The sequence below is a fragment of the Saccharothrix sp. NRRL B-16314 genome (assembly GCF_000716595.1).
Classification (GTDB): domain Bacteria; phylum Actinomycetota; class Actinomycetes; order Mycobacteriales; family Pseudonocardiaceae; genus Actinosynnema.
In genome coordinates this window covers 1-26273 of sequence record NZ_JNXC01000019.1, presented here as the reverse complement: position 1 = coordinate 26273, position 26273 = coordinate 1, and the positions used below count along the sequence as shown (strand labels likewise).

Annotated in this window: 22 protein-coding genes and 1 pseudogene; 12 read left to right on the top strand and 11 right to left on the bottom strand. The window is 68.9% G+C overall.

The genetic code is table 11. The annotated features are described in order from the left end of the window. Positions 1–100 precede the first annotated feature (100 nt). Complete coding sequence (locus OQ02_RS41220) at positions 101–2995, bottom strand: S8 family serine peptidase (protein ID WP_081915897.1); 2895 nt, start codon at positions 2993–2995, stop codon at positions 101–103. Between the two features lie 127 nt (positions 2996–3122). Here OQ02_RS41220 and OQ02_RS45990 point away from each other — a divergent pair, with 127 nt between their 5' ends. The 3 genes from OQ02_RS45990 to OQ02_RS44975 all read left to right on the top strand — a co-directional run bounded on the left by OQ02_RS45990 (position 3123) and on the right by OQ02_RS44975 (position 4020). Continuing rightward, positions 3123–3326 (top strand): hypothetical protein, encoded by a 204-nt coding sequence (locus OQ02_RS45990; RefSeq protein ID WP_231500193.1) that lies wholly within the window; start codon positions 3123–3125, stop codon positions 3324–3326. A 120-nt stretch (positions 3327–3446) separates the two neighbouring features. Further along, the gene (locus OQ02_RS40200) at positions 3447–3701 is read left to right on the top strand and encodes a transposase (protein ID WP_081915896.1); all 255 of its coding nucleotides are present in this window, start codon (positions 3447–3449) and stop codon (positions 3699–3701) included. 52 nt (positions 3702–3753) lie between these two features. Further along, positions 3754–4020, top strand: a complete 267-nt coding sequence (locus tag OQ02_RS44975; RefSeq protein WP_033440830.1) for an IS3 family transposase — start codon at positions 3754–3756, stop codon at positions 4018–4020. Between the two features lie 130 nt (positions 4021–4150). Here the strand turns inward: OQ02_RS44975 and OQ02_RS24010 are convergent, their stop codons facing one another. The 7 genes from OQ02_RS24010 to OQ02_RS23980 all read right to left on the bottom strand — a co-directional run bounded on the left by OQ02_RS24010 (position 4151) and on the right by OQ02_RS23980 (position 13019). After that, complete coding sequence (locus OQ02_RS24010) at positions 4151–5758, bottom strand: ABC transporter substrate-binding protein (RefSeq protein WP_033440829.1); 1608 nt, start codon at positions 5756–5758, stop codon at positions 4151–4153. Continuing rightward, positions 5755–7647 carry a hypothetical protein gene (locus OQ02_RS24005; protein WP_033440828.1) on the bottom strand — a complete coding sequence of 631 codons (1893 nt, stop codon included), beginning with the start codon at positions 7645–7647 and terminating at the stop codon, positions 5755–5757. The genes OQ02_RS24010 and OQ02_RS24005 overlap by 4 nt, the downstream gene beginning before the upstream one ends. Before the next feature lie 37 nt (positions 7648–7684). Beyond that, positions 7685–7891 (bottom strand): hypothetical protein, encoded by a 207-nt coding sequence (locus OQ02_RS24000; RefSeq protein WP_033440827.1) that lies wholly within the window; start codon positions 7889–7891, stop codon positions 7685–7687. Positions 7892–8727: 836 nt separating this feature from the next. Next, on the bottom strand, positions 8728–9954 hold the full coding sequence (locus OQ02_RS23995; protein WP_231500192.1) for a hypothetical protein: 1227 nt from the start codon (positions 9952–9954) through the stop codon (positions 8728–8730). 507 nt (positions 9955–10461) lie between these two features. Further along, a complete protein-coding gene (locus OQ02_RS45985) occupies positions 10462–11535 on the bottom strand; it encodes an integrase core domain-containing protein (protein WP_033440926.1) in 1074 nt (357 codons plus the stop codon). A 151-nt stretch (positions 11536–11686) separates the two neighbouring features. Beyond that, a complete protein-coding gene (locus tag OQ02_RS23985) occupies positions 11687–12244 on the bottom strand; it encodes a hypothetical protein (RefSeq protein WP_033440826.1) in 558 nt (185 codons plus the stop codon). A 580-nt stretch (positions 12245–12824) separates the two neighbouring features. Beyond that, the gene (locus tag OQ02_RS23980) at positions 12825–13019 is read right to left on the bottom strand and encodes a hypothetical protein (RefSeq protein WP_156077259.1); all 195 of its coding nucleotides are present in this window, start codon (positions 13017–13019) and stop codon (positions 12825–12827) included. A gap of 242 nt (positions 13020–13261) precedes the next feature. On the opposite strand from OQ02_RS23980, the gene OQ02_RS23975 reads away from it, so the two are divergent. Continuing rightward, a complete protein-coding gene (locus OQ02_RS23975; protein WP_156077258.1) occupies positions 13262–13591 on the top strand; it encodes a hypothetical protein in 330 nt (109 codons plus the stop codon). Here OQ02_RS23975 and OQ02_RS23970 read toward each other — a convergent pair. Beyond that, the gene (locus OQ02_RS23970; protein ID WP_197043460.1) at positions 13572–14369 is read right to left on the bottom strand and encodes an AfsR/SARP family transcriptional regulator; all 798 of its coding nucleotides are present in this window, start codon (positions 14367–14369) and stop codon (positions 13572–13574) included. The two genes, OQ02_RS23975 and OQ02_RS23970, sit on opposite strands and share 20 nt — an antisense overlap. Before the next feature lie 133 nt (positions 14370–14502). Here OQ02_RS23970 and OQ02_RS42620 point away from each other — a divergent pair, with 133 nt between their 5' ends. Further along, positions 14503–16584: an nSTAND1 domain-containing NTPase gene (locus OQ02_RS42620; protein ID WP_156077257.1), complete on the top strand. Its 2082-nt coding sequence runs from the start codon at positions 14503–14505 to the stop codon at positions 16582–16584. Beyond that, positions 16478–18190 (top strand): WD40 repeat domain-containing protein, encoded by a 1713-nt coding sequence (locus OQ02_RS42615; protein WP_156077256.1) that lies wholly within the window; start codon positions 16478–16480, stop codon positions 18188–18190. The genes OQ02_RS42620 and OQ02_RS42615 overlap by 107 nt, the downstream gene beginning before the upstream one ends. A 55-nt stretch (positions 18191–18245) precedes the next feature. Here the strand turns inward: OQ02_RS42615 and OQ02_RS47220 are convergent, their stop codons facing one another. Beyond that, the gene (locus OQ02_RS47220; RefSeq protein ID WP_442973674.1) at positions 18246–18398 is read right to left on the bottom strand and encodes an IS3 family transposase; all 153 of its coding nucleotides are present in this window, start codon (positions 18396–18398) and stop codon (positions 18246–18248) included. Between the two features lie 445 nt (positions 18399–18843). Here OQ02_RS47220 and OQ02_RS23955 point away from each other — a divergent pair, with 445 nt between their 5' ends. The 3 genes and pseudogenes from OQ02_RS23955 (at position 18844) to OQ02_RS47210 (ending at position 20176) form a co-directional block, all read left to right on the top strand. Next, positions 18844–19260 (top strand): hypothetical protein, encoded by a 417-nt coding sequence (locus tag OQ02_RS23955; protein WP_156077255.1) that lies wholly within the window; start codon positions 18844–18846, stop codon positions 19258–19260. A gap of 345 nt (positions 19261–19605) precedes the next feature. Beyond that, positions 19606–19833, top strand: a pseudogene (locus OQ02_RS47215) (helix-turn-helix domain-containing protein); the annotation flags it as partial. Between the two features lie 31 nt (positions 19834–19864). Continuing rightward, entirely contained in the window at positions 19865–20176 is a 312-nt protein-coding gene (locus tag OQ02_RS47210) for a helix-turn-helix domain-containing protein (protein WP_197043459.1), read from the top strand. Here OQ02_RS47210 and OQ02_RS44950 read toward each other — a convergent pair. Then, a complete protein-coding gene (locus OQ02_RS44950) occupies positions 20060–20383 on the bottom strand; it encodes a hypothetical protein (protein WP_033440820.1) in 324 nt (107 codons plus the stop codon). The genes OQ02_RS47210 and OQ02_RS44950 overlap by 117 nt on opposite strands. Before the next feature lie 115 nt (positions 20384–20498). Between OQ02_RS44950 and OQ02_RS43985 the strand changes: the two genes are divergently transcribed. From OQ02_RS43985 to OQ02_RS43980, 3 genes are all read left to right on the top strand, one after another. Continuing rightward, on the top strand, positions 20499–20684 hold the full coding sequence (locus OQ02_RS43985) for a hypothetical protein (protein WP_156077254.1): 186 nt from the start codon (positions 20499–20501) through the stop codon (positions 20682–20684). A gap of 54 nt (positions 20685–20738) precedes the next feature. Continuing rightward, on the top strand, positions 20739–24545 hold the full coding sequence (locus tag OQ02_RS23945) for an nSTAND1 domain-containing NTPase (protein WP_033440819.1): 3807 nt from the start codon (positions 20739–20741) through the stop codon (positions 24543–24545). 765 nt (positions 24546–25310) lie between these two features. Then, positions 25311–25853 (top strand): HEAT repeat domain-containing protein, encoded by a 543-nt coding sequence (locus tag OQ02_RS43980; protein ID WP_156077253.1) that lies wholly within the window; start codon positions 25311–25313, stop codon positions 25851–25853. Positions 25854–26273: the final 420 nt, after the last annotated feature.

Here is a 26273-nt window from a genome sequence, read left to right as displayed (position 1 = left end):
CCGGGAAACCGCCGGTGCGGAAGCCCCGTTGCCGGCGGTTTCCGTGCTCAGCAGGTGGCCGGCCGGCGAGCCTCGGCGGACCTGGGAGCGCGTGGGTCGTTCACCGCACCCCGGTGACGACCGGTGTCCGGACCCGGAACGAGGTCGCGAGGTGCTCGACGGAGATCAGGTACGTGCCGACGGCATCGGGGGTGATCGTCCAGCTCACCGTGGTCGACGCGCCTGCGGCCAGGGTCACCGGGGTGACCGCGAACGTCGAGCCGCCGACCTTCAACTCGGCGTCGTAGGTGCCTGCTGAACTGCCGACGTTCTTCACCCGCACCGCCACGGAAACCGGCTCGCCGACCTGGACGGTGTCCTGGCTGACGGTCAGGTCGTAGGAGGCGAAGTTCGGCGCGTTCACCGGCGGTTCGGGTGCGACCCACGCGATCGCGTTGTGGAAGATCTCCTTCGCGTCGGCCGTCCAGGCACCGGGGTCGGCCCCGTGCATGGACAGGAGCACATGTCGGTTGTTGGCGCGCTGGTCGATGGCCACGCCGCCGCCGACGACACCGCTGTTGCGGCCCAACGCGCCGATGATCCGCCTGCCTTCGCCTTCGTAGCCGGCGAACCAGGCGGCCCACTTCGGGAGGTCCGAGTCGACCGGGGCCAGCATCACGTGGTCGCCGACCTTCCGATCACCGAAGATCGGGTGCTCCTCGGTGACCTCGTAGCGGAGGTCCTCCCCGTCGGTCCAGCCCGCCGTTGACCAGGTTGCCTCGGGCTGACCGGTGTGCCTGGACAGCAGCCTCAGCCCGTTGAGGGAACCGGTGGCGTGGTCGACGAAGAGCACACCGGCGCCGCTCGCGTCGGTGGTGTCCAGCATGGCCTGGACCCGGGCCGGGTCGTAGTTGCCACTGCTGGTGTTGTAACCGATCAGCACGACCGGGTGACGCGCGGCCTGCTCGAGTTCGCTGTGGGAGTAGGCGGTCGCCGGGATGCCGGCGGGTGTGAACACGCGGTCCACGTACTCCTGGGCGTACGACTCGGGGCTGGACACGACGGCCACCGACGGCGGCCTCCTGGTCAGGGTGAAGTTCGCCGTGGTCGCCGCGTCCGCCGTGACGGTGACCTGGCTCGGGGCCGGCGCCGTGAAGGACGGGTGGCTGACCTCGACGGAGTAGGTGCCCACCGGAACGAGTGGCATCGTGTACCGCCCGTCCGCGCCGGTGGTCGCGGCGATGTTCCTGGGCACGTCGAGGACGCTGATGGTCGCCCCGGGCACGCTGTCGCCGGACTCGTCGAATACCACCGTGCCGGTCAACTGTCCACTCGGGACGCTCCGGAGCGGGACGGCCACCGGTGTGAAGGAGTCCTTCGCGACAACCACGTCGGACACCGTGGCGTCCTCGAAACCGAAGACGGACACGACCAGCTCGTACGCGCCCGGTTCGAGCCGGGTGCTGAACGTGCCGTTCGCGTCCGTGGTCACCGTGCGTTTGCCCGGCGAGACGACGACCGTCGCGCCGGCGACCGGGTCACCTGACGCTCCCCCGGTGATCATCCCGGTGATCCCGGAGCGCACCGCGACCCGCGCGGTGGCCTCGTAGGCGTTGATCCGGCCGTGCCCGAACCGGGTGTCCGGCCGGTCCGGCGAGTTGCGGTCGTCCCAGAACGACGTGTCGGCGAGCGCGGTGAACAGGTCGTCGACAGACAGGTCCGGCGCGGCGGAGCGCATCAGCGCGGCCGTACCCGCGGTGTGCGGGGTGGCCATCGAGGTGCCGGAGAGCGTGCTGTAACCGCCGCCCGGGTGGGCCGAGTGCACGTCGACCCCGGGCGCGGAGATGTCGGGCTTGACCCACTCCTCCGGCCATTCGGCGGGCGGTTCGGCCCACTGGTCCTTGCGAACCACGCCGCCGCAGGAGAACGAGGCCACGTTGTCCGACGAGTCCGTGGCACCGACGGCGATCGTCTCGCGGACGTTTCCGGGACTGGCGGTGCCTGCCGTGCCGCAGTTGTTCCCGATCGCGATGACCGGGACGATGCCCGCGGCCCGTATGGCCTGCGTCGGCGCGATCATCTCGCTGAGGAACCCGTTGGCGCCCAACGACATCGACACCACATCGGGAGGTGAGCCCGCTGGTTGGCCGTTGATGTCGGTCGGCGCCACGGCCCATTGCATACCGGCCGCGATCTGCGCGAACGTACCGCGCCCGTAGGGGATGACCATGCCGTGCATGTACTCCGCGTCGGGCGCGACGCCGATCGCGGTGCCGGAGGTGTCGCCGCCGACCACGGTGCCGGTCACGTGCGTGCCGTGCACCGCCGAGTCCCGGGGCAGGGAGTCAACCCGTCGCCCGGAGGCGTCGAACTCCGCCCAGCCGCCGGGGTGTTTGGGGTCGCGGTGGTCGGTGGTGGCCATCTTGCCGGCCAGGTCCGGGTGGTTGATCGCCACGCCCGTGTCCAGCACCGCGACCTTCGCGTTGGTGCCGGTGACGTCGAGGTCCTGCCAGGCCCGCGCGGCCTCGATCTTGTCCACACCCCAGGTGTGGCTCTGCGCCCTGACGTCCGGGGACTCCTTCACGTCCGGCAGGGTCAACTCGAAGTTGGGGAGCAGGTGGCTGACCCCTGGGAGTTCGGCGAGCGCGTGGAGGGCTTCGGTCTTGGCTGGTAACTCGACGACGAGCATGTTGGTGAGCCACAGGCGGTTGAGCACGGTGATGTCGTCGCGGGCCTCGAGGCGGCGCATGACCTCGCGCTGGCTGTCTTCCGCGTGCTCGCGCAGCGTGTCGATCACGGTGTCGTAGCCGCCGCCGTACCCGGTGGCGTTGGGCAACATCAACAGTGCCTGTACCGGCTCACCCCTGTCCGTGCCCTCGACCAGGGCAGCGAGTTCCGGCGCGACCGGGGCGGTGTCGCGTTGGGCCGCGGCGTTCGTCGACGAGAGGGCCGTTCCTGCCAGGCCGGCGAGTACCGCGATCGTGGCCAACCTTGATCTCACCCGGAAATGCCGCATCCGCTCACCTCAGCAATATTGAAGGTTCAACCATCTTTCATGGTGGTGGATAGCCAACCAACCTTCAATGCTCTGTTCGGCCGCCTGTCCACAAGACATCGCGAGGGCAGGTTCGCCGGACTGCGCCTTGATCGAACTCTCATCGACACTCTCCGATGGTTTCGATCAGCTCGGACCTCAGGAAGCTACCGACGTGGTCGAGACGTACGACATCGTTCGCCCGCCTGCCGAGCTCACCGCGGCCCTCGCGGCCATCGGCAGCGCGACGGCCGGCGTCGAGCTGAGCCGCGTGGGCATCCGCAGCGCGTTCATCCGTGCCCGGCTTCGGTGACCCACGGTCTGCGTGTGGCCAATTGTCCCCGCCGCCGTCAACGTGCCGGTGGCGTGAGCTTCCCCCGGTAGCCCGGAGTCTTTCCAGACATGGTCCGATAGGGCCTGAAGGGAGTCGTCCGTGGCACCACCGAAGAAGTGCCCCGACGAGCTGAGGGCCCGTGCGGTCCGGCTGTACCGGGAGTCGGATCCCAAGCCGGTGATTCGGCGCCTGGCCGAGCAGCTGGGCGTGCATCACGAGGCGTTGCGAAACTGGATCCGGCAGGACGAGGCCGACCGGGGCGAGCGGGACGACCGGCCCACGACCACCGAGTCGGAGGAGCTGCGCCGGCTCCGCAAGGAGAACGCGGAACTCAAGCGGCCAACGAGATCCTGAAGGCCGCGTCCGCGTCTTTCGCGGCGGAACTCGACCCGACCCGGCGACGGTCGTGAAGCTCGTCGAGCAGCTTCGCGGCCGCTTCGGGGTCGAGTTCGTCCTCCGGGTCCTCGGTGTCGCCTCCTCCACCTACCACGGCTGGGTGGCCCGACAGGCCGGCCCGTCCCGCCGTGAGCGTGAGGACGAGGCGATCGCCGCCGAGATCACCGACATCCACACCGCCTCCGGCGGCACCTACGGAGGTCCGCGGGTTCACCAGGTGCTGCGGCGTCGGGGTATCCGCGTGTCGCGCAAGCGGGTCGAGCTGCCGAGGGCCTGACCGCGCCGATCAACACCGTCGTCGACGAGGTCCTGGTGATGGCCGAGGACGAGAAGGTGAAGTCGGCGCGGCTCGGTCTGCTGGCGTCCATCCGTGACTTCGCGGCGCCGGTGCTCGACTGGACCCAGTTCTAGCAGGACGGGGACGACCGGCCGGGTTCGAGCGCCACGCTGCGGACCCGGCCGGGCGTCCCGTCCTGCGACGGCGGCAACGGGCAGACCCGCACCACCGGTGGTGCGTGGCCGACCCGGTTGCCGTCGTTGTCGAACACGATCGGCCCGCCGGCGCCCTGCACGGCAGTCTCCGGTGAGGAGAAGAAACTGATCTGCGTGTTCACCTGGCTGCGCTGGACCTGCTTCGTCACCGGCAGCTTGTTGATCGCTTCCTCGACCACGGACATCGCGTCGTAGCCGTTGACCGCCCAGCCGGCGTCGGTGTGCGCGAGGTCGAAACCGATCTTGGTGAAGATCCGTTCGAAGTCGGCGAAACCGGTGTTGCCAGGTCCCTGCTTGTCCGCGCCACCGACCAAGGTGGACACCAGGCGCAGCTTGCCGGAGGTGAACGCCGGCGAGGAGAGCGCCTTCACCCGCATGTCCTCGAGCGTCGGGTCCAGCTCGGCCGCCCGCACACGCTGCCCGTCCGACGTGCTCAGCACCGTGATCGACTTGGCCGAGCAGTGGCCCTTGGTGAACTCCTCGTCGAGGCTGTGCAGGAACCGCGCTAGGTCGCGGCCTCGGGCGATGTAGCCGACGGTCACGTCCTGGGGGACGTTGCAGACCCGTTGGGCGGTCTGGGACACCGTGCTCGCCTCGTCCGGGTCGAACATGACCTCGGTGATGTTGCCGCCGAACTGCTTGTGCATCAACGGCAACGCGGTGCAGGTGTACGGGTCGGTGCCACCGGTCGGCACCATGATGAAGTCCAGCCGGACTGGCAGCGCCGCTCCCAGGGCACTGATCTGCTCGGAGCCGCGGAACGCCACGCGGTAGTAGTGGTCACGGCCGACGCCGTTCTGGTACGTCGAGTCGGGCGCGCAGCCGCTGTAGTCCGTCTCCTGTGCCGTGGAACCGCTCTGGTCGAAGCCTTCCGCCGTGATCAGATCCGCGACCATCGGGATCTTCTCCGCAGCCAGCAGGTCGGCGATCTCGGCGGAACGCTGGTGGCTCAGCCCGAGCCCGGCCACGGCGACGACCTCGGGGTGGCCGGCGAGCCTGCGCGCGACCTCGGCAGCCTCCTGCTCCGGCCCGTACGCGCCGAGCTGGCCGACCAGCAGCCGCATCGGGTGCAGGCAGCCGGTGCTGTTCGCGCGGGCCTGGCCGGCAGCCATGCCTTCCAGCTCGTGCACGGCGCGCGCACCCGCGTACTGGTCGGTCATGGTCATCAGCACGCCGACGGTGACCGGCGTGCCTTTCGGGTCGCAGACGTCCGCGGCGGACGCGTTCTGCTTCTCGATCACCTTGAGCACGTTCGCGAACGCGTCCAGGTCGAAGGCGTAGGGTCCGGCGCTGAGCCCGACGCACTCGCCTCCCGCCGACCAGATGTCCGCGCTCGGCAGCCAGCCGTCCTTGCAGGACAACCGCTTCCACAGCCACGGGCCGCCGGTGACCAGCCCGGCCACGAGCACGGCGACGGCCAGCACGGCGACCACGCGCAGCCAGTCCGTCCACTTCGCGGGGTGTCGGTCGGCACGCTTCCTCGGCCAGATCCCGGGCGGGTAGTAACGGGACTGGGGGCTCATCGGTAGTTCCTCCCGTACCGCTCGTAGCGTTGCGCCCGCCTGAGCAGCAGCGCCGGGTCCTGCGCGCGATTGGAGAGCTGTCGCAGGCCCTGTGCCGCGTGGGCGGCGAGGTTCTGCAGGATGTCCGGATCGGTGACGCACGGGTCGTGGTCGAACGCGGGGACGACGCCGAGCAGCCGGAACGCGTGCGCCTCGTCGCTGCCACGCCTGGCCGCGCCGATCGACTCCGGTTCCCGTTCGCGCGGGTTGACGTCCGAGGTCACCAGGTCGAAGAGCACGAGCCAGTCCGCGGTTGCCATGTCCGACAACGACTCCAGCAGTTCCTCTGCGACCTCGGCGCGGTCGCCGAGCAGCAGCGTGTGCCGCAGCCGCGGCCCTTCACCGCCCGCGTGGTCGCGCAACTTGCCGATCACCTCGTGCCATGACGCCTCGTGGTCATCGGTGCGGGCGGACAGCAGCCGCAGACCGAGGTAGCGCACGAGTTCGGGCAGCTGCCCCTGAGGCGACTCGGGCGGGGTCCACAGCGTTGAGGACGAGTAGAGCGGCGAGTCGAGACCGACCGGGTCGGGCAGCAGGTCCGCGAGCGTCTGGGCTTCGAGCTTGGTGAGCGCCGCGGACAGCGTGATCAGGGCCTGCACGTGGTGCCGGTTCGCGCTCTCACCGGCGGAGAACCCGCGCACGAACGGTTCGAGCAGCGCGTTCTCCGTGTTGCGCAACAGCTTGGCCGGATCGCGAGCAAGGCTCGGTTCGTCGTGGAGCTTGCGCAGCAACGTGTCGACGGATCTCGGATGACCTCGGCTCAACCGGTGGACGACCTTGCCGACCGTGCTCGCCGCCAGGTCGTCCGGCCAGAAGTGGCCCTTGGCGAGCTGCACGACGTCCCTGCTCGTCAAGCTCTCCGAGCGGATCCGGGCCCACAGCCCGGTGAGCGAGTCGTCCACTTCGGACTCGGTGAGCACCTTGGCGCCCGGCAGCCCTTCGTCGGCGAGCTCTTCCGCCAGCAGGCCACCGCTAGTCGTCACGACGAGCAGCGGGTCGGGCGGTGCGGGATCACCGCCACGCGCGGTGTCCGCGACCACACGCCGCACCCTCAGCAGCGCCGCGGTGAACGACGTGGCCACCTCGGTGTCACCGTCGTCGAGCAGCAGCAGGACGTTGTGCTCACGGGCGCCGACCGGCGCGAGGCTGTGCCGCAGATCGGCGAGCAGCGCCGCGACCAGCAGGTCGTCGACGTCGCGCCGCACGTCGGGGTCCTTGCTGCGCGCCTGCGAGCTCAACCGGAGCCGGGCGCGGTCCGCGTTGAGCTTGAGTCCCTGGTCCTGGTGCCCGAACCAGTCGAGCGCCGCCTTGCTCCATCGGAAGTTGGACGTTCGGCGCGACCCCTCCAGCATGCCACCCAGGTAGTCGGCGACCCGGTTCACGACCGGGGCGGGGTCGATCGGCAGGCTGATCAGAGAGCCGGCCGTGTTGGCCAGGTCGCGGACGAGCTCGCGCAGGTTCGGCGCGCGGTAGTTGTTCGTCTGGCGGTTGAGCTCGACGAGCGCCTCCTCCGGGTTGAGGTCCTCACCGGTCTGCATCCGGATGGCGATCTGCGCGAGCAGCACGCGTTCGAACGACAGGGGATAGCCGGGAACCTCGACGCTCAGCCCCAGCAACGCCGCGGCGAGCACCGGCCGCACCGCGCTGCCCTGCTCGTCGTCCCCCAACTCCTTCGGCTTCACGAGCACCGACGGAGTCCTGTCCTTCCACTCGAGGAGGGCCTGGTTCAGCAGCGCGGTCTTGCCGGAACCACCGCAACCCTCGATCACGAGCAACGGCGTGGCACCCGCACCGCGGGCCCGGGCCAGGCCGTTGATGAGACCGCGCAGCCTGGTGCGCCCTTCGAACACCGTTCGCCTCCTCTGAGGGGTGCGGGATCGAAGAACTTTATGTGGCTATCGAGTTCCTACGGGCGCGAATTACACAAACGGCCACAGGTTTCGCCGTGATGGCCGAGTGGATCACCCGTTCAGCCGCAGCGATGCCTGCCAACGACTCCAGCTGGGCGAGCGTCTCGTCCGCGAGCACCGGCGAGTCGGCGAGCCGCAGCACCGCCTGCACGAACCGGTGCTCGCAACCGGCGCCGAGCAGCACCTGCTCGTACCGGCGTTGTGCCTGCCGATAACTTCATCCATGCAGGTAGAGGACGTATGAAGCTCAAGGGAAGTCGAGCGTTCGCGGACCGGCCGCCATCCGCTGTGACGTCGACCAGCACGGCATGATGACCAGCTGTGCTGCTCCGACTGGCCTGCCTCGGTGTGACCAACGCGTTCGCGTTGCTGCGCCTGTGCCTATGAGTGCTCGGGACAAGGACGTGGAGATCCCGGCGCTACGGCACCAGATCACCGTCCTGGAACGGCAACTCGGTGACGCCCGTCCGCGCTTCTCCCCCGGCGACCGGGTGTTCCTCGCAGCGCTGCTACACCGACTTCCGATCGACGCGCTTCGTCGACTGCGACTACTGGTGCGTCCGGAGACGTCCTGTGCTGGCACCGGGATCTTCTCGCCCGCCGCCACGCGGCCCAGTCCCGACCCAAGCACCGCGGCCGTCCACGAACCGTCCGCTCCATCCGGCTCCTGGTGCTGCGCCTGGCACGGGAGAATCCCACCTGGGGCTACCGCCGCATCCATGGCGAACTCCTCGTACTCGGCATCAAAGTCGCCGCCTCCGCCGTCTGGAGGATCCTCAAGGACGCCGCCGATTATGGAACCGGCTCGTCATCCGCGTCACCCACACCGCCGACCACATCCTGCACTGGTCGACATGGCGACGAACAAGCCAAGCCCGCGCCCGGATCAGCCACCACCGGAAACGCGGGCATCACGACCTGTCGTTGTCGTACTAAATGGGAGTTGAGAAGCCGCGGCCCGCACGAAACCAGGAGGCCCTGGGTTACGTGCGGAACCGCGCCGCTCTCGGGCGGAGGCAGTCAGACTCCGGTCAGGGCGAAGGTACCCGTGCCATCCTGCCTGCCGCTGGAATACTGGCGGATCAACTCCCCGTCCGCGTACCGGTCGTAGCCCATCATGGAGCCGGTGTACTTGTTCTGCACACCGATCCTCGAGCTGCCGGGTACGTCACGGTAGATGTAGAACCGCTGGAGGTCGTCCTCCACGCAGCTGGCCGTCGTGAGGTTGGCCCGCTCCAGGTTGGCGCTGCCCGCCGGGATGGTCGCACATCCGCCGTTGCCCCAGTTCCACAGGGACGCCTCAAGGATCCCGTTGTTCTCCGTCACGTTGCACAGCCGCCAGTTGTCCAGGTGGGCGCTGAAGATCGTCGACTTGCGCAGGCGGATGCCGTCGTTGGTCAGGAGCGGTGCGCTCCAGTTCAAGGGCTGGCCGGGGACGTCGATCCTGTAGACGCCGGCCGCGCAGTCGAGAGCGGCCCGCACGCTGCTCCCGGCCGCGTTGGGCTGCCCGGCGGACGTGGCACCGGCGGTCGGGGCCAGGTACTGCACGAGACGGTCCCGCGTCTGCTTCGCCGTCGGTGCCACCGCACCCGCCGGATGCTCAGCCCGCGCGGTGGGCGAGCCGCAGTCGAGGAGGTCCTGCGCCCTGGCCATGATGCTGTTGGCGGGCACCGTGTCCTCGCAGCGCACCACGCCTTCCTCAAGGGTGGTGTAGGTGGTGAAACTCCCGCTCCCGGGCCCCTCGATCCACTTCAACGCCCAGCTGCCGCCGCTCTGCTGGACACGGTTGCAGTTAAGGCTTCCGTAGGTGCCGGTGACCTTCTTGGTGCCCTTGTAGACGCCGTAGTAGGCGGGTTGACTGAAGTTCCACGTGACCGCGTTCGACTCGCTGCTGGAGGAGGTGTAGGTGACCTTGACCTCAAGGCCCAGCTTCGCGCCAGCCTTCTGGAGGGCCTCGATGCCGAAGTCCCCTTCGACGGTGCCGGTGACGGAGACCGAGATGACGGTCTCGGTGCTGGTGGTGACGGTCTGGGAGCCTGTGGTGCCCTGGGTGACGTACCAGCCCTTGAAGTGGGTGATCGTCGGGGACGCCTCGGTGGTCTTGATGTACGGATGGCGTGTGCCGAGATCGGCCGCCGTACAGGTGTCGCCGGGCACGAGCGCCATCGTATTGGCAGGTGCCGCAGCAACCGACGAGGCTGCAAAGGCCACGGCGGTGACCGCTACGGTGGCCGCCGTAGCGGTCACCGCTACGAGTGATCTGCCGACGCTGATAGCGGGTCGCATGGAATGCATCATTACCCAATTCCCCCTGTTCGTGTATTTGTCGAGCCAAGAATGAACGTAGCGAACACGGGGCAGTGACGGAAGGTCAAGGCCGGCCCAATAGATCCTGGCTGGCCACTCCCATGTGCACATCGTTGCCGAACCGGGCTCGATCCTCGGTGAACACTAGAGTCGTCGAACAAGGGATACCGGTAGACCAGGAAAGTTTTCCAGCAGAATTGGATTATTGAGTCGAAAGTGATCACCTTCCTGTAGGTTGATCACCCGTGATCGAGGTCGAGAGTGCGCACCGGTTATCGCCTGCGGAGCGTGAGGTTCTGCGGTTGCGGGTGGTAGCCGCGTTGGAGTCCGGGAAGTCGAGGGCTATCGGCAGGCCGCGGAGGTGTTCGGGGTCTCTGAACGGTCGGTGGGCACCTGGTGGCGGGCCTTGTGGGGTGCCAATAGTCGGCCACAGGGCCTGACTTGCGGTTAGGCGGCTGTGGGTTCGTACTCGTTGATCAGGCCGCCGAGGACTGGTCGGCGGCGTATCGAGGTGCGGCCTGGCTCTGCGGTTGGGTGGTCTGGTCGTGGTGGTGTGAGTTGTAGGGCTTGGTGTGGTCTGTGGTGGTTGTAGTGGGTCGTGTAGCGGTTCAGCACGGTCCGGGGGTGGTGTTGGTTGTTGATGAGCAGTCGGTCGGTGGCTTCGCGTCTGACGGTGCCGACGAAGCGTTCGGCGTGGGCGTTGGCTCGTGGACACCGTGGCGGGGTCTTCACGACGTGGATGCCTGCGCCGGAGAGTGCCGCGTCGAACGAGGCGGTGAACTGGCCGGCCCGGTCGCGGATGAGGAACCGGAAGTCGTCTGCCCGGTCGCCGACGTCCGTCAATAGATTGCGGGCTTGTTGGGTGGTCCATGTCCCGTCGGGGTCGGTGGTGGTGGTGCCGAGGATGTGGACGTATCGGGTGGCGGCCTCCCTCACGAAGAACACGTAGACGCGCTTGAGGGTGAGGGCGCAGTCGACGTGGAAGAAGTCGCAGACCAGAAGGCTCCCGGCCTGCGCGCGGAGGAACTGTCGGCAGGAGGTGTCGGTGTCGCGCTCGGGTGCGGGCGGGATGCGTAGGCGCTTGAGCGCGCGGCGGATGGTCGAGGCGGCTACCCGGTGGCCGAGCTTGAGCAGCTCACCCTGGATCCGGCGGTAACCCCAGCCGGTGTTCTCCCGCGCCATGCGCTCGATCAGCGCCACGGTGGTGTCGTCGACCGGCGGTCGCACGGTGCGGTTCGGGTAGGTCCACTTCTCCGCGACCAGGCGCCGGTGCCATCGCAGGATGGTTCCCGGTGTCACCAACCGGTGCTCGCGCAGCAGGCGGGGGAGTCGGCGAACCAGCGCGGCGAGCACCGCGCGATTGGGCCAGTCCAACCGTGGGCGGGGGTTGGTCCGGCGCAGCACGGCGACCTCGTGCCGTAGTACCAGCAGTTCGACGTCCTTGGCCGCGGAGGACCGGCTGAGCAGGACCAGCCAGTCACAGAGTTGGACGAAGATCAGGTACAGCAGTCGTAACGCCACACACCTCACGATCGTGCCCCGGAGGTCCAGCGTGCGCGATCGCCGCAGCTCAGCGTCCCAGAGTTCTGACACCTCACAGGCACCCGGCTACCTCGACACCCTGACCGGGTGGACCACCGTTCACACCAACGGGTGAGGCAGGTCGGCGGCCTCAGAGCGTCGGACGGTCCCCCCGATCAGGTGACAGGTCGAAGTCGTCGCCGTACTCGTCCCGGATGAGCTGGAACAAGGCGGGGTCGACCACCTCGACGGTCCACAGCACGGGCGTCGAGGCGATGTCCTCCAGCACGTACCAGCCGAGCACCTGGCGAACCCGCTCCTGCTCGGGGCAGTCGAAGTCCCATACCAACCGGATGAACGCGCAGTAACGCTCCGCGTCCGCCCTCGTGTCGGGGAAGCCCTTGAGGGCGGGCTCGGCCAGCCGCGCCCAGAACTTCAGCACCGCCTCGGTGTCGTCGACCGGGTGCAGCTCCCGGCCGAGCTCCACGGCGGTCTCGAACTGCCTCGCCGCCAGCTCCGCCAACAACGGCCTGGACTCCGGTACCAGCATCCAGATCAGGTCGGCGGGCATCCCCAACGACCACCTCATCCGCCGCGCCGCCGGCTTCGGCGCGGCACCTTCGAACAGGGCGTGCATCACGCTGTTACGGCCGACCTCCACCGGGCCGTCGCCGATCCAGACCTCGACCCGGTCGTCCGGCCCCGTCATGTCCCCACCACCGATCCGTTCACGTCATCCGCACCCACGTTAGGCGATGCAGTCGCCCGGGTTGCGCTGCGCCGCTTCGACCATCTCCCGCACGCCCATAGGGTCCATCAGGTCCAGTGTCGCCCCTGCCAACCCTGCTGGTGGACGGCGACGCCGAAGGCGGCGACGTTGAGGATCACGAGGCCGTGGCCGGGCAATGCCCCCTTCTTGACCAGTTTCGGCACGCCGTACTTGGTCGCCTCAGTGGCGGTCTAGTCAGCGAGGCCGTCGGCACCAACTACAACTCGCACGGCAAACCGACGATCACCTCGGGCAACAACGTCTACGTGTCCGACGCCCTCTACACACCGTTCGGCGAAGCACGCGAGTTCACTCTCGGACCCTCGCACAACAGCGCCCGCCTGACCTACGACTACGACCCGCACACCCGCCGACTCGCCGGCACCACGTTCACCGCGGCCCTGGCAGACCCCCAGATCGATGCCACCCGCTACACCTACGACGACGCCGGCAACGTCACCAAGTCGGTCAACACCCGAGGACCCGAGGGGCGCGCCCCCGTCCGCACCCAGTGCTATTCCTACGACGCCCTGCGCCGCCTGGACCACGCCTGGACCGCCACCGACAACTGCGCCGCCTCCCCGTCCACGACCGAAGGCCACGCCAACATCGGTGGCCCCACCCCGTACTGGACGTCCTGGACCTTCGAACCCGGCGGACTGCGCACCACCCAGACCCGACACGCCCTGCCCGGCACCACCGGCGATACCACCACGACCTACACCTACCCCACCGGCGGCAGCCCTCGCCCACACTCGCTGACCAGCGCCACCACCGCAGGCCCTTCCGGTCAGACGCTGTCGACCTACGGCCACGACCAGTCCGGCAACACCACCCGCCGCACCCTGCCCACCGGCGAGCAAACGCTGACGTGGGACAAGGGGAACCGGCTCGACACCGTCACCTCACCGGCGCGCACGCCGTCTGCGGCGGGAACGGTGGTGCGCTTGTGGTGCCGTGGTCGACGTCTCGTTGCCCATGCTGCGTCGCGGTGGATGGACCTGCCAGATGTGCAAGTGGATCGACCTCGGTCCTCGCAACCGCGCGCTCGGCGCGGTCACCCAGCAGTGGTCCGTCGCCCGCCAGGAGCAACTGCTGCTCGCAGCGAACATGCGCTCCCTGCTGCCGCTCGGCGACGCCGACGGAGACGAACCGATCAATTACGAGTGCCTGGAGTGCGGCGGCGCGGCAGCAGACAGCCTGTTCGGCATCGCCGAAGGACTCAGGCTGTCCTGGCTGCCCTGCGATCACTGCGACGCCGCCCGGTTCAGCCGGCGACGGTCGTGAAGCTGGTCGAGCAGCTTCGCTCACCGGTGGTGGCACGGTGCACCCCGGCTACAGAAGCCGGCCGCCCGCCGAGGATCTGTTGGTGTACCTGCCGCAGCTGCGGACCTGGCACGACGCCGAGTTCGTCGGCCAAGGCCCGCCGTACTCGCTGGTAGTGGAGCAGCGCCTCGGCTTGCCTACCGCACCGGTACAAGGTCAGCATCAGCTGCCCGGCGAGGCATTCGTCCAGCGGATCAGCCTCGGCCTGGGCCGAAACCTCGGCGAGCAGCGCGTGGTGCCGCCCCAACCGCAGTCCGAGGTCGTTGCGGTGCAGGCCGGCGCTCGTCCGCTCCCGCTCCAGGATGTGCCGCACCTGGTCCAGCCACGGTGAGTCGACGCCGGTCAACGCACTGCCCCGGCACAGGTCGAGTGCGTCGTCCAGCAGGGCGAACGCCTGTTCGTCCTCGGCCGTCCGTGCTCGTCGAACGAGACTTCGGAAGCGGTGCAGGTCCACCGCCATCTCATCGACCTCGAGGGTGTAGCCGCCGCTCGTTCGCACGATGCGCGGTCCGTCGGTCGTCAGCGCGCGCCGCAGTCGGTGCAGGTAGCCGTACAGGGTGTTGTGCGCCGTGTGCGGCAGTGCGTTGCCCCACACGCGGTCGGCCAGCTGGTTGATCGGGTGTGGTTCGTTCGGCTCGATCAGCAGCACCGCCAGGACGCTCCGTTGGCGGGCGTGTCCGAGGTTCACCGGTCCGCTCTCCGACCGGGCACGAACCGCGCCAAGCACTCTCAGTTCCACCGCTGCCTCCGGGTTCGTTGTCGTGTGCCGTGTCGTGTGTAGGCCGATGGGGTTGTCCGCCGTCGAGCGCGTGGACGGCGGACAACGACGACCGGACAATCGGTGATCCACAACCTGGGGGAGGGTGTTCGTCGTGCCGCGTGCGGAGCGACCGCTGGATCTCGACGGTGGCCCGTTGACCGCGTTCGCCGCCGATCTGAGGGCGCTGCGCGCGGCGGCGGGCGGACCGGCCTACCGCGAGCTGGCCCGGCGCGCGCACTACTCGTCGTCGGCGTTGTCCGACGCCGCCGGCGGCCGCAGGCTGCCTGGCCTGGACATCACCCTCGCCTTCGTACGGGCGTGCGAGGGTGACGAGGACGCGTGGCGCCGGCGCTGGCAGGCGGTGGCCGCCGAGGTGGCCTGCGAGGCGCGGCCCGCACCACCACGACAGGTCGACGGGCCCGCGCCTTACGTCGGGTTGGCGGCGTTCGGCACCGAGGACGCCGACCGGTTCGCCGGCCGCGAGGCGGTGGTCGACAAGCTGGTCGCCCGTCTGTCGCGGCAGCGGTTCCTGGCGTTGTTCGGCGCCTCCGGCGAGGGCAAGTCCTCGGTGCTGCGGGCAGGCCTGCTGCCTGCTTTCCCCGCCGGGCGGCGTGTCGTGCTCACGCCTGGGCCCGACCCGGTGGAGGAGTTGGCCGTGCACCTCTCCGGGCTGACCGGCCGCCCGGCTGGACGCCTGAACGCAGACCTCGTCGAGGATCCGCGCGCCCTGCACCTGGTGGCCCGCGAGCTGCTGCTCGACCAGCCGGACGGCGCGGACCTGGTAGTCGTGGTCGACCAGTTCGAGGAGGTCTTCACCCTCTGCCGCGACCACGACGCGCGGTCGGCGTTCATCGCGCTCCTGCTCACCGCCGCGCAGGCCGCCACCAGCCGCGTCCGTGTCGTGCTCGGCCTGCGTTCGGACTTCTACCCGCACTGCGCCCGATACCCGGACCTGGCCGAGGCACTGGAGGACGCCCAGGTGCTGCTGGGGGTGATGACCGTCGAGGAGTTCCGGCGCGCCGTCACCCGTCCCGCGACCGCGGTGGGCTGCACCGTCGAGTCGGCGCTGGTGACCCAACTGGTCGCCGACGCTGCAGGCCGCGCCGGCGCGCTGCCGCTGGTCTCCCACGCGCTGTTGGAGACGTGGCGCCGTCGCCGCGGCAACACCCTGACGCTGACCGGTTACCAGGCCGCAGGCGGGATCCGCAGCGCCCTGGCCCGTACCGCAGAGCAGGTCTACGCCGAGCTGTCCCCGGCCCGGCAGGACCTCGCGCGGCAGGTCCTGCTGCGACTGACCGCACCCGGAGAGGGGACCGACGACACCAAGCGCCGCGTCCCCCGGGTGGAATTGGACGCCCTCGACGGCGACGTCGAACCGGTGCTCAACGCGCTGGCCGATGCCCGGCTGATCACCCTGACCGGCGCCGAGGTCGACATCACGCACGAGGCGCTGTTCCACGCCTGGCCGAGACTGCGCGGCTGGCTCGACGAGGACCGCGCCGGCCTGCGTACCCAGCGCCACCTCATCAAGGCCGCCGCCACCTGGCACGAGCTGGACCGCGACCCCGGCACCCTGTTCCGCACCACCCGCCTGGCGACCACCGTCGACTGGGTAAACCGCGCCCGGCCGGCCCTGACCGCGGGCGAACGGGACTTCCTCGACCACAGCACCGCAGCCGAGGCCCGCGCGCACCGGTCCGTGCGCCTACGGCGGCGTCTGCTGGCCGCCGCCGTGGTCGCCCTGCTGATAATCGCCACCGCCGTCGCGATTCCCGTCGTGCGGCAACGCCGCCTCGCTGACCGGATGGACCTGTCACGCAACCTGGCCACGCGCGCCGCCGCCCACTCTGCCGAGGCTTCCCGCAACGCCTTGGCCGCCTACCGGGCGTATCCGACCGTCGAGGCCCGCAGCAGCCTCCTCACAGCCGCTGTCACCCGGCAGGGGGATCACCGCAGCATCCCCGCTGACCGCCCAGTGGGGGGCCGCTACCGCGATCAGCCCGGACGGGAGCCGCATCGCGATCCACGGGGAGGAGAAGGTTGTCCTCCTGGCGACCGACACCCTGAAGCACATTGCGGAGTTCCCGGTGTCCGGACCGCCCGACAGAACCGGCAACCTCCAGTTCACCGCCGATGGGCAGACGCTCGTGATCGCCGAAGGATCCGGGCGCATTACCTTCCTGCGACTGCCTGACGGCAAACGCGTGCGCAGCATGAAGGTCGGTTCCGACGGTTGGGCGATGTTCGCGACGAGTCCCGACGGTCGCACGCTGGCCGTGAGCGGAGTGGGCCCTGTAACGACGCTGTGGGACATCACGACCGGCGGCCGCATCGGTGAGCTGGAGGCCGACGGCTACGGCTACATGCCGCCTGCCTTCACTGATGACAGTCGCATCCTCGCTGTGACCGATTCTGCCGGTGAGGTCGGGTTGTGGGACCTGTCGACCCGTGCTCGCGTAGCGCGGCTGCCTGTGGAGCAGAGGCCTGTCGCATTGGACTTCACGCCTGTCGGCGACCTCCTCGCCGTCGGGGACGAACGCGGTGAGGTGGTCCTGTGGGACGTGACCACGCGCACCAAGGTCGCAGTCGCAGCTCGCCATGCGGGTGGTGCGTACGGTGTCGCCTTCAGCCCGGACGGCCGGCTCTTGGCCTCCGGCGGAGAGGACGGCCGACTCGCCCTCTGGGACGTGGTCAACCGCATGCCCCTGCCCGAACTGCAGGTGGACGACCCTCCACACGGTGACCGCCCTGACCTTTCAGGGGTCTGGGCACCGGAGTTCGCCCAGGAAGGCACGCTCATCGCAGCAAGCACCAGCGGCCTGTTCGTCTGGTCGGCCGACCAACTGCCCACCGCAGCCGGACACGACATCACCGACCTGCGTTTCGACGGGCCCGAAACGCTGCGTACGTTCCAGGACACCGGCACGCTCACCACTTGGCATACCACCCCAGACCTGCGGCGAGCCGACTCACGCGATCTCGCCGACGGCAACGCCGGTGGCTGGTTCAGCCCTGACGGCAGACGCCTGGTCCTGAGCACACCCGGCAATCCCGTCACCGTCCACGACGTGGGCAGCGGCAGAACGGTGCAGTTGCCCGTCCCCGGCTGGCCCTCGCCCGCCATGCGTGCGCACGTGGCGGCCTTCGCCGACGACCAACGCCACGTCCTGGCAATCAGCGCAAGCCTGCCCATTGTGATCGGGGACGTCGACGAGCCCAACGCGGTCAGATCCGTGATGCGGCAGCAGTACAGCAACCAGTTCACCGGTGCCGCGTTCCTGCCGGGCAGCTCTCGACTCGTCCTGGCCGATATGGGCAGTCAACTGACGATCGTCGACACCGACACCGGAAGCCCGATCAAAGACTTGCAGGGCCACCGCAGACCGGTCGCCGCCATCGCGCCCACCCCCGACGGCAGACTCCTCGCCACCATCGGCGGCGACTCCGAAGTGATCCTCTGGGACACCACCACATGGCAGGAGGTCGGCCGCCTCACCGGCCACACCTCGGAGGTGTGGCGCGCCGAGGTCAGTCCGGACGGCACACTGCTCGCCACCGGAGCCACTGATGGCACCACCACCCTGTGGGACCTCGCCACCCGCACCCGCTGGGCTACCCTCACCGGCCAGCCAGGCCCGGTGACCGCCCTCGCTTGGAGCCCCGACGGCAAAACCCTGGCAACCGCCGGAGCCGACAGCACCATCGCCCTGTGGCACACCGACCCCGACACCGCGATCGACAAGCTGTGCCACAAACTCACGAACTCCACCGAAGGACAGCCATCGAGCTGTTCACGATGACACAACAGACTTTCGGCACCTCGTGAGGTTGTCCCCGAAGACCGGACACGGGGTTTCATGCCACGAGGACGAGACCTTGACGATAGTCGACGCGGAACTCGTGCGGGGTGCGGTAGTCGAGTGTCGAATGTAGACGGTCGTGGTTGTAGTAGCCGAGGTAAGAGGTCGCCGCAGCATCCGCCGAGAACCGACGGACATCGCTGACCAGCAGTTATGAGGGCCGCGGGAGTGAGTTGTTGGTCGTCGTGTGGCTCGCGGTTGCCGCAGAAGACATGTTGGTCGTGCCGCCGGCACAGCAGTCGGATCTTGTGGTGGCGACCGGGAAGCTTTTCGTCGGCGACTGCGGGCCGTCCGCACAGCCAGCACCGGTCAGTCCCGCTGGGGCGGTGGCGGGCACGACGTCGATCCGCCGAGCCATTAGCACTGGCTCCGTTCCGATGTTCCTCAGACGCCCTGGACTTCGCGGCTTCGGCGGTCTCAGCCGTCGACTCGCCCCGCTGGCGGCGGCGCGATCCGGAGGACGACCGGGCGGCGAACCAGATTCGTCCAAGATTTCTCCCAGATCACCGGGCCACCATGGGAACCGTACAGACCCGGGACGGGTGGTCAGTGGAGCACCACCGGGTGTCACTACCCTACAGGGGGTTCTCAGGATGGGTTTCCAGGTATCCGGGCGGACTGTGGTCGGCGGCGCTTTCGCGTTGGGCTCTGCGATCCTGCTGAGCTTGGCCGTGGCCGCTCCGGCGTTCGCCGCGATCACCGACGTCAACACGGCGCGGAACTACGCGGGCGCCCGGTACGACAGCTCGATCGACACCTTCACGGTCTGGGACAACGGCCCGAACTACCGCCCCGACGACGGCACCAGGGCACGCCTGCGGGTCACGAAGAAGAACACGACCCTGACGTTCACCGCGACCCACGAATGGCGGTCCGGGGTGAACGGGCAGAGCAAGAACTTCGTGCTGCCGAACACCTTCGAGTCAGGTGACGAGATCTCGATCCAGATCTGCTCGCTCACCTCCAGTGGGGGCACGCTGGAGTGCAAGACCGGGACGGCGTGGGTGTAGGACACGTCCGCGCTGCGAGGGCTGATCCGACCGGTAGGAGCGTCGGGCGGATCAGCCCTCGTCGAGGAGTTTGCGCTCTACGCGGTCGGTGTCCGCAGTGCGGCGCTGTGCCCGGTGCAGGCCCAGTGCCTTGCCCCGCCACGAGCGCGTCGCCGCGCCGGTTACGAGGGTCAGACGCGACCGCGCCGACGGGCGCGGGTACTTCGTCGGAGGAGTGCGATCATGCTTGCGACACGCTTTTTCCGAGGAGTCGCAGCGGTTCTGGTAGCGGCCGTCGTCGGCACCGCCATGCTCGCACCGGCCCAGGCGTCCGCCGTTCCTGCGGCGGGCAGCTACAGACCTTGAATGGAAAGGATTGATGGCGCCGGTCATGGTCAGCCCTCGATGAACATGACCGGGGTTGGGTATCCCGGAGTCATGAGGTATGCGGACGGTGGTGGACTGTCGGTGCGGGGCAGGGCCACTCGCGAGCAGGCCCGGTGGGGCGCGGCGGAGTGGTTCGCCCGGGACGTGCCGGTCGGGGAGATCGCCCGTCGGCTGCGGGTGTCGACCAACGCGGTCTACACCTGGCGGCGTCGATGGCGCGTCCGGGGGCGAGGCCGGGTTGGCGTCGAAGGACCCGGGCGGGTCGTCGTGCCGGCTGGACCAGCGGCGGTTGGACCAACTCGCCGAAGCGCTGGAGCGGGGCCCTGCCGCGTATGGGTTCGGTGGGGACCGGCGTTGGACCCTGGCCCGGGTCTCCGATCTGATCGCCCGGCTGTTCCACACCCGTTACATGCTGCGCGGGGTGTCGTGTCTGTTACACCGCATGGGCTTCTCGCCGCAGGTGCCGCTGTCGGTCAATAGCGGACCGCGCGCGGGTGACGTCGCTGAAGTCCAAGCTGAGCCGTTCGGTGCCGCGTCGCGTCTCTCGTAGTAGGTCGCGGCCTTCGGTGGACGGTTCAGCACTCAACTTCGCCTCGAACGCCGGTGTCGGTTTGAGGGACGCCGTCGCGGAACCGCCGGCCTTGCGGGCGGCTTTGCTCTCCTCTTCACGTGACAGTTCGATGTCTCCGGTCACCTTGACGTTGGTGACGGCGACCAGCAGTTCGTCCAGTCGCAGGCGGTGATCGCGGCCATTCACGACAACGCGCTGCGCCCAAGGACACCGACTGGCCGCAGATCCTGGGCATGTACGGGCTGCTGGAGAAGATGCCCGGCAACCCGATGGTGTCATTCAGCCGGGCGATCGCGGTGGCATGGTGCACGGTCCTGCCGAGGGCCTGAAGCTGATCGACGCCTTGGACGAGCGGCTGCCCTGCCACTGCCGGCTCGACGCCGTGCGCGCCCACCTGCGCGAGATGGCAGGGACGCGCCGCGCGTTGTGGCGCACTACCAGGTGGCCGCCGCGCGCACGACGGGCACGTCCGAGCAGCGTTACCTGATGGAGTAGGTGGCTCGACTCGCCTGCTGACCCGGTGCCACTACAGTCACTATTCGTGACTGTCGGTGATCGGATCGGGCCCGCGTTGATCCGGGTCCGGAACGCAACGGGCGTGGCCGTCGGCGCCGGTTTCCTGGTCGGGCCCACCTCGGCCGTCACCTGCGCGCACGTCATCGCGGACGACGGCCGTGCCGCCGCGCCGCCGTCCGGCCCGTTGACCGTGGACTTCCCGCTGCTCGGCGGTGATCCGGTGTCGGCGTCGGTGGTGTCGTGGCAGCCGATCGCGGCGGACGGCACCGGTGACGTGGCCGTGCTGGACGTGGAGCCGCCCTCCGGGGCGAGACCCGTGCCGCTGAGTTCCGCAGACGACGTCTGGGGTCACCGGATCAGGGTGTGCGGGTTCCCGGCCGGGTTCGAGGACGGCCGGTGGCTGTCCGGCGTGCTGCGGGCCAAGCAGGGCACCGGGTGGTTGCAGGCGGAGGTGGCCGGGGTCCGGTCCGGTTTCAGCGGCGCGCCGGTGTGGGACGAGGAGCGGGCCGGCGTGGTCGGCATGCTGGTGGCGAGGGCCGGTGACGGCACCGCTTTCGTCGTGCCGTCGGCGGACTTGGGGTCGTGGGACGACCTGCCCGAGCCGTTCCGCGGGCTGGCCGCGTTCGAGGAGGAGGACGAGCCGTTCTTCCACGGCCGGGAGGCCGACGTCGCCCGCCTGCGCCGCCACGTCGAAGACCGTTCGTTGGTGCTGGTCGTGGGGCCGTCGGGGAGCGGTAAGTCGTCGCTGGTGCGGGCGGGTCTGCTGCCGGCGCTGCGGCGCGACGGCGTGCACATCTCGGTGGCCCGGCTGGGTTCGAGCCTGCCGGAACTGCCGCGCGACCGGCGGGTGCTGCTGTTCGTGGACCAGTTCGAGGAGGTTGTGGACGAGGACCCGGACCTGGCGCGCGTCGTGCTCGACCGTCTCGCCGGCGCCTTGTCGAGGGTGGTGCTGACCATGCGGTCGGACTCGCTGGACCACCTCCTCACCGCCTCGACGGCCCGTGCCCTGGACCACGCGGTGATGTTCGTGGGGCCGTTGGACGCCGACGGGATGCGTGCGGCGATCACCGAGCCGGTGGCCGCCGTGGGCGGTATCGACTTCGAGGACGGCCTGGTCGACCGCATCATCGCCGACGCGGGCCAGGAACCCGGTCGGCTGCCGTTGGTCGAGTTCGCGTTGACCGAGCTGTGGCGGCGGCGCACCGGTGGTCGGCTCACACACCAGGCGTACGACGAGATCGGCGGCGTGTCGGGCGCGTTGACCGACTACGCCGACCGGGCGCTGTGGCTGCCGGAGACCAGGGTGCGGGACGTTCTGACCAGGCTGGCCCGCCCCGACGGCGCCGGTGGGTTCGTCCGCAAGCGGCTGGACGCATCCGACGTGGACGACCAGGAAGTGCTGGAGGCGTTGGTGGCCACCAGGCTGGTGGTGGTCAACGACGGGACGGTGGAGTTGGCGCACCAGGCATTGGCGGACCGCTGGGAGCGCCTGCGCGCGTGGCTGGCGGCGGATCACGAGTTCGTGGCTTGGCGGTCGGATCTGGACCAGCGGCGGGCGCAGTGGGCGGATGCCGGCCGGGACCGCAGGAGCCTGCTCGGCGGTGTCGCTCTGGCACGGGCGTTGGCATGGCGGGCGAGGCGCGAGCTGTCGGCGGGGGAGCGCGACTTCATAGACCGCAGTCGCGTGCGGCAACGGCGGGAGGTGTGGACGTGGCGCGCCGTCACGGCGCTGGTCACCGTGATCGCGCTGGTCGCGGCCGGGTTGTGGGTGCGGACCGAGGCGCAGCGCCGGGAGATGGGCGAGCAGCTGCGGGTGAGCAACGCGAGGCAACTCGCGCAGGAGTCGTTGAGGCTGCGGGAGAACCACCCGCTCAAGGCGGTGCAACTGGCCCTCGTCGCGTGGCGCGAGTACCCGCGTCACCCGGAGGCGTACCGGGCGCTGTTCGCGCAGGAGCAGGACCACGGATTCGCCGACCACCTGCTCGGCCCTCCGGAAGGGCGGACGGCGGCCAGCGGTGACGGCAGCGTGGTAGCCGTCTCCTCGAACGGTCCGAGCCGATTGGTGGTGCGGCAGGCTGGACGGGCGTGGGAAGTGCCGACCTCCGACGTGATCGGACACGCGGTGAGCCCGGACGGCACCACGCTCGCGGTCGTCACGACCTCCGGTGAGCTGAAACTGTGGCACATCCCGGATCGCGTGAAACGGCACACGATTCCGTCCGATGGCGTGCCGCACGCACTGCGGTTCGACCGCGAGGGGCGGTACCTGACCGGGAGCGAGTTGGTGGCGACGACACGGCCCGTCAAAGTGATCACCTGGGATTCCCGCACCGGCGAGCAGGTCGCCGCTCTCTCCTACAACGGTGTCTACGCGGTGCTCCAGCCGGACCGGCGCACGCTCGTCGGGTACGAACACCAAGGTGGGTCGACGGGTCCGTTCCACGTGATCACGCTCGACCTGATCACCGGACAGCGCCGGGACTACGGCCGTTCCACCGTCTTGCTCGGCCACGGCGAGGCGGTCGCCGAGTGCGTGCCCGATGGCATTCGGATCCGCGTGGTCGCCACCGACGAGACCCGCACGTTCCCGCCGCGTGGACGTGCTTGCGGCGCTCCGGACCCGACTCCCGGCGCGGTGGACGCGAGCGGGCAGTTCATCGACCTGGAGGGGGAGGACGACTCCGGCAAGCGCACCTATCTGCACTGGCCCACCGGCCGCACGTACACGGTCCGCGGGCAGCGTCGGCCGGTCCACGGCGTGATCGGCGCGTTGACCGCAGACGGTGGCTTCACTGCGATCTTGATCAACGATAAGGCCACGGTCCACCTGCACGCGGACCGGGCGGACCCGCCGCAGTCACCCGAGTCGCCGGACGACTATCCCACCGTGGCCGTCGCGCCGGACGGCCGATCGTGGGCGGAGGCGACCGACACCGAGTTGAGGATGGTCTCCACCGACGGTGTCCAGCGGACCGCGGCATCGGAGCGGATCACGAGGTTGCGGTTCACCCCGGGCGGTCGCCACCTGCTCGCCGCGTCCGAGCACGTCTTGCGCGTGTACTCGCTGCCCGGGTTGCGTTTGGAGCACACAGTCGCGCCGCCGTACTTGCCGATGCGGAAGCTGTCGTTCGCCGTGCTGTCGGATGGCGAGGTGGCCACCCTCCACGACGGCTCGCTCACCAGGTGGAGGCTCGACACCGGACAACCGGTGGACCGGCCCCTCCCGCTCGCCTCGGCACCCGAACGCCTCGCCGAGGTCGGCGAGGCGGGCCACCTCCACCCGCGCCCCGGCCACCCGCACCAGGTCGTGCTGGAGACACCGGCAGGCCTCGAACGGTGGGACGTCGTCGGGCGGCGATTCCTCGGCAGGCTGCCGACGCCGGTCAGCGGTGTTCGGGGTGGATTCGTGCACAACCCGGACGGCGTGCGGATCGCCGCGGTGAAAGCCGGGCCGGGTGGCGTCGAGGTGTGGCAGGAGGACTGGAAGTTCAGTGAGCTGTCGGAGCGGGTGAGGACGCTGATCGGCTTCCACGGCGCCGCGCTGGTGGTGGAGGTGGACGCCGGGGTGCAGGTGTGGCTCGGGAACCAGTTGATCGGCGAGATCGCCGTCGAGGAGCGGATCCGGCACTTCCGGCTGGACGGCGCCACCCTGCACTACGTCACCAACGGTGATCGGGGCGACGGGAGGTACATCAGGGAACTGTCGTCGTTGCGGCTCGACCCCGAGGCGATCGTGGCACACCTGTGCGGCATGGCGGATCGGGAGTTCACGCCCGAGGAGCTGTTGGACCTGCCTGCCGGGGTCAGCCGTGACCGGCCGTGTGCTCGGTAGATCTGGGCTCGGGGTGGTTGCGATGACCGAGTGGAATCGGCTGGTGTCGGGTTCGAGACCTGGATCGAGCGGTAGATCCGGGAGGCGCAGGACCGTGGTGGGAGCGAGAACCTGCCGGGTGCGGGCAAGCCGTTGAGCGGGTTGCGGCTGTCCGACGCTTGAGTTGATGACTTTGATCGAGGCCGGAGCCCGTGCCCTGGTCGGCGCGGTGTTCGGACCCACCGCCGAGGGCGAGACAATCTACGCTGGCCGCCTGCTGCACCTGCTGCGACCGGACACGCTGGGTGTTTCGGGACTGGGGTGTGCTTGTGCAGGTCAGGCGGCGTGGTGGTACTCGTTGGAGATGATGCCGCCCAGTCGTTGCCGTTGGCGGATGTCGAGGCTGGCGACCGCTCCCTTGATCGGTGATCAAGGGAGCGGCCAGGAGGAGCGAACGAAGGAGAGTTCGTTGTGCTGCAATGGAGTTCGCCTGCTTCGAACTGCGCTCAACGGAGCCGTCTCGGAGCGCTCCGGAACTATTTCCGCAGGTCAGACCTTGATTCGATCACTGGGGGTCAAGGGGTGCATGTTCATCCTGTCGTCCCGACGGTCGTGATCAGCGGGTTCACCTTTGTGGTGAACCCGCTGGTTCGTTTTGGGTTCATGTGGTCGCAGTGTGGTCGCGTCCTGCCCGTCAGGCGGCGTCGGCCGACACTTTCGGTCTGAGGACGGGATGGTCGGAGTGTTCAACTCGAGAATTGCCGGGTTTGGAAGGGTGGATGACTGGTGACCGCCTCAATGGCCGAACGATCTGAAGCCGATCGAGTGGAATCGCTCGTGAATGGGTTTCTCGCGGAACGGGATGCCAGGTCTATTGCGGAACTGCATCCTGGGGTCTGTGATGGCATCGTTTCCTGGATTCGCGAAGCGGCACACGTGGGAAGATGGACCAGGGTTGAGAAGTTTGCCAACTTGGCTGCTCCCCTCCGGGTGGCGGGCCTCGGCGAGGTTCTTCAGGAGATTCTTGATTCAGGCGCCGCAGGATTGAACAAAGAGGATCTCGTGGACATTTTGGGTGAGATCCGGGAAGCGGGCTCGGTCGCTTGTCTGTTTCGGGTAGCGGAAGGTTCGGTGAGCAAGGACGCCCCAGCGTACTGGCTATGCCAGAAGGTTATCTCCTCTCTGGGGGAAATTGGCACGCCGGAGGCCTTTGAGTGCATTCGTCAGATGACAGCCCAGTCATGGCCTGACACTGTGCGATGGCATGCGGCTGTCGAACTGGGGATCGAAGATGAGCTTGGGTTCGACGAAGGTCAAATGTTGAGGTAGCGCGTACCCCGGGCGGGCGTCGATAACATGGCAAAAGTGGAGCCCTGTCGGGCATGACCTGGCGGGGCTTCTTCGTGGGGTGACGGCAGTAGTTGACGGCAACGTCAGCGGACCGGGGGTTCGCCCCTTCGGCCGCCCTGCGAGGTGTCAAAGTCGGCCACGTGGTCTGACCTGCGGGTTAGGCTGCTGTAGGTTCGTACTCGTTGATCAGGCCGCCGACGACTGGTAGGCGACGTATTGAGGTGCGGCCCGGCTCTGCTATCAGCCGGTCCCGTCGTGGTGGTGCGAGTTGCAGCGCCTAGTAGGACTTTGTTAAGTGCTGTTGACCTGCGGTTTCTGTTGGCTGTTCGTGGCCTGGACGGGTTGTCGGCAGGTGTGGCAGATGCCGGTCCAGGCGGCGAGTAATCGTTGGAGGTGGCG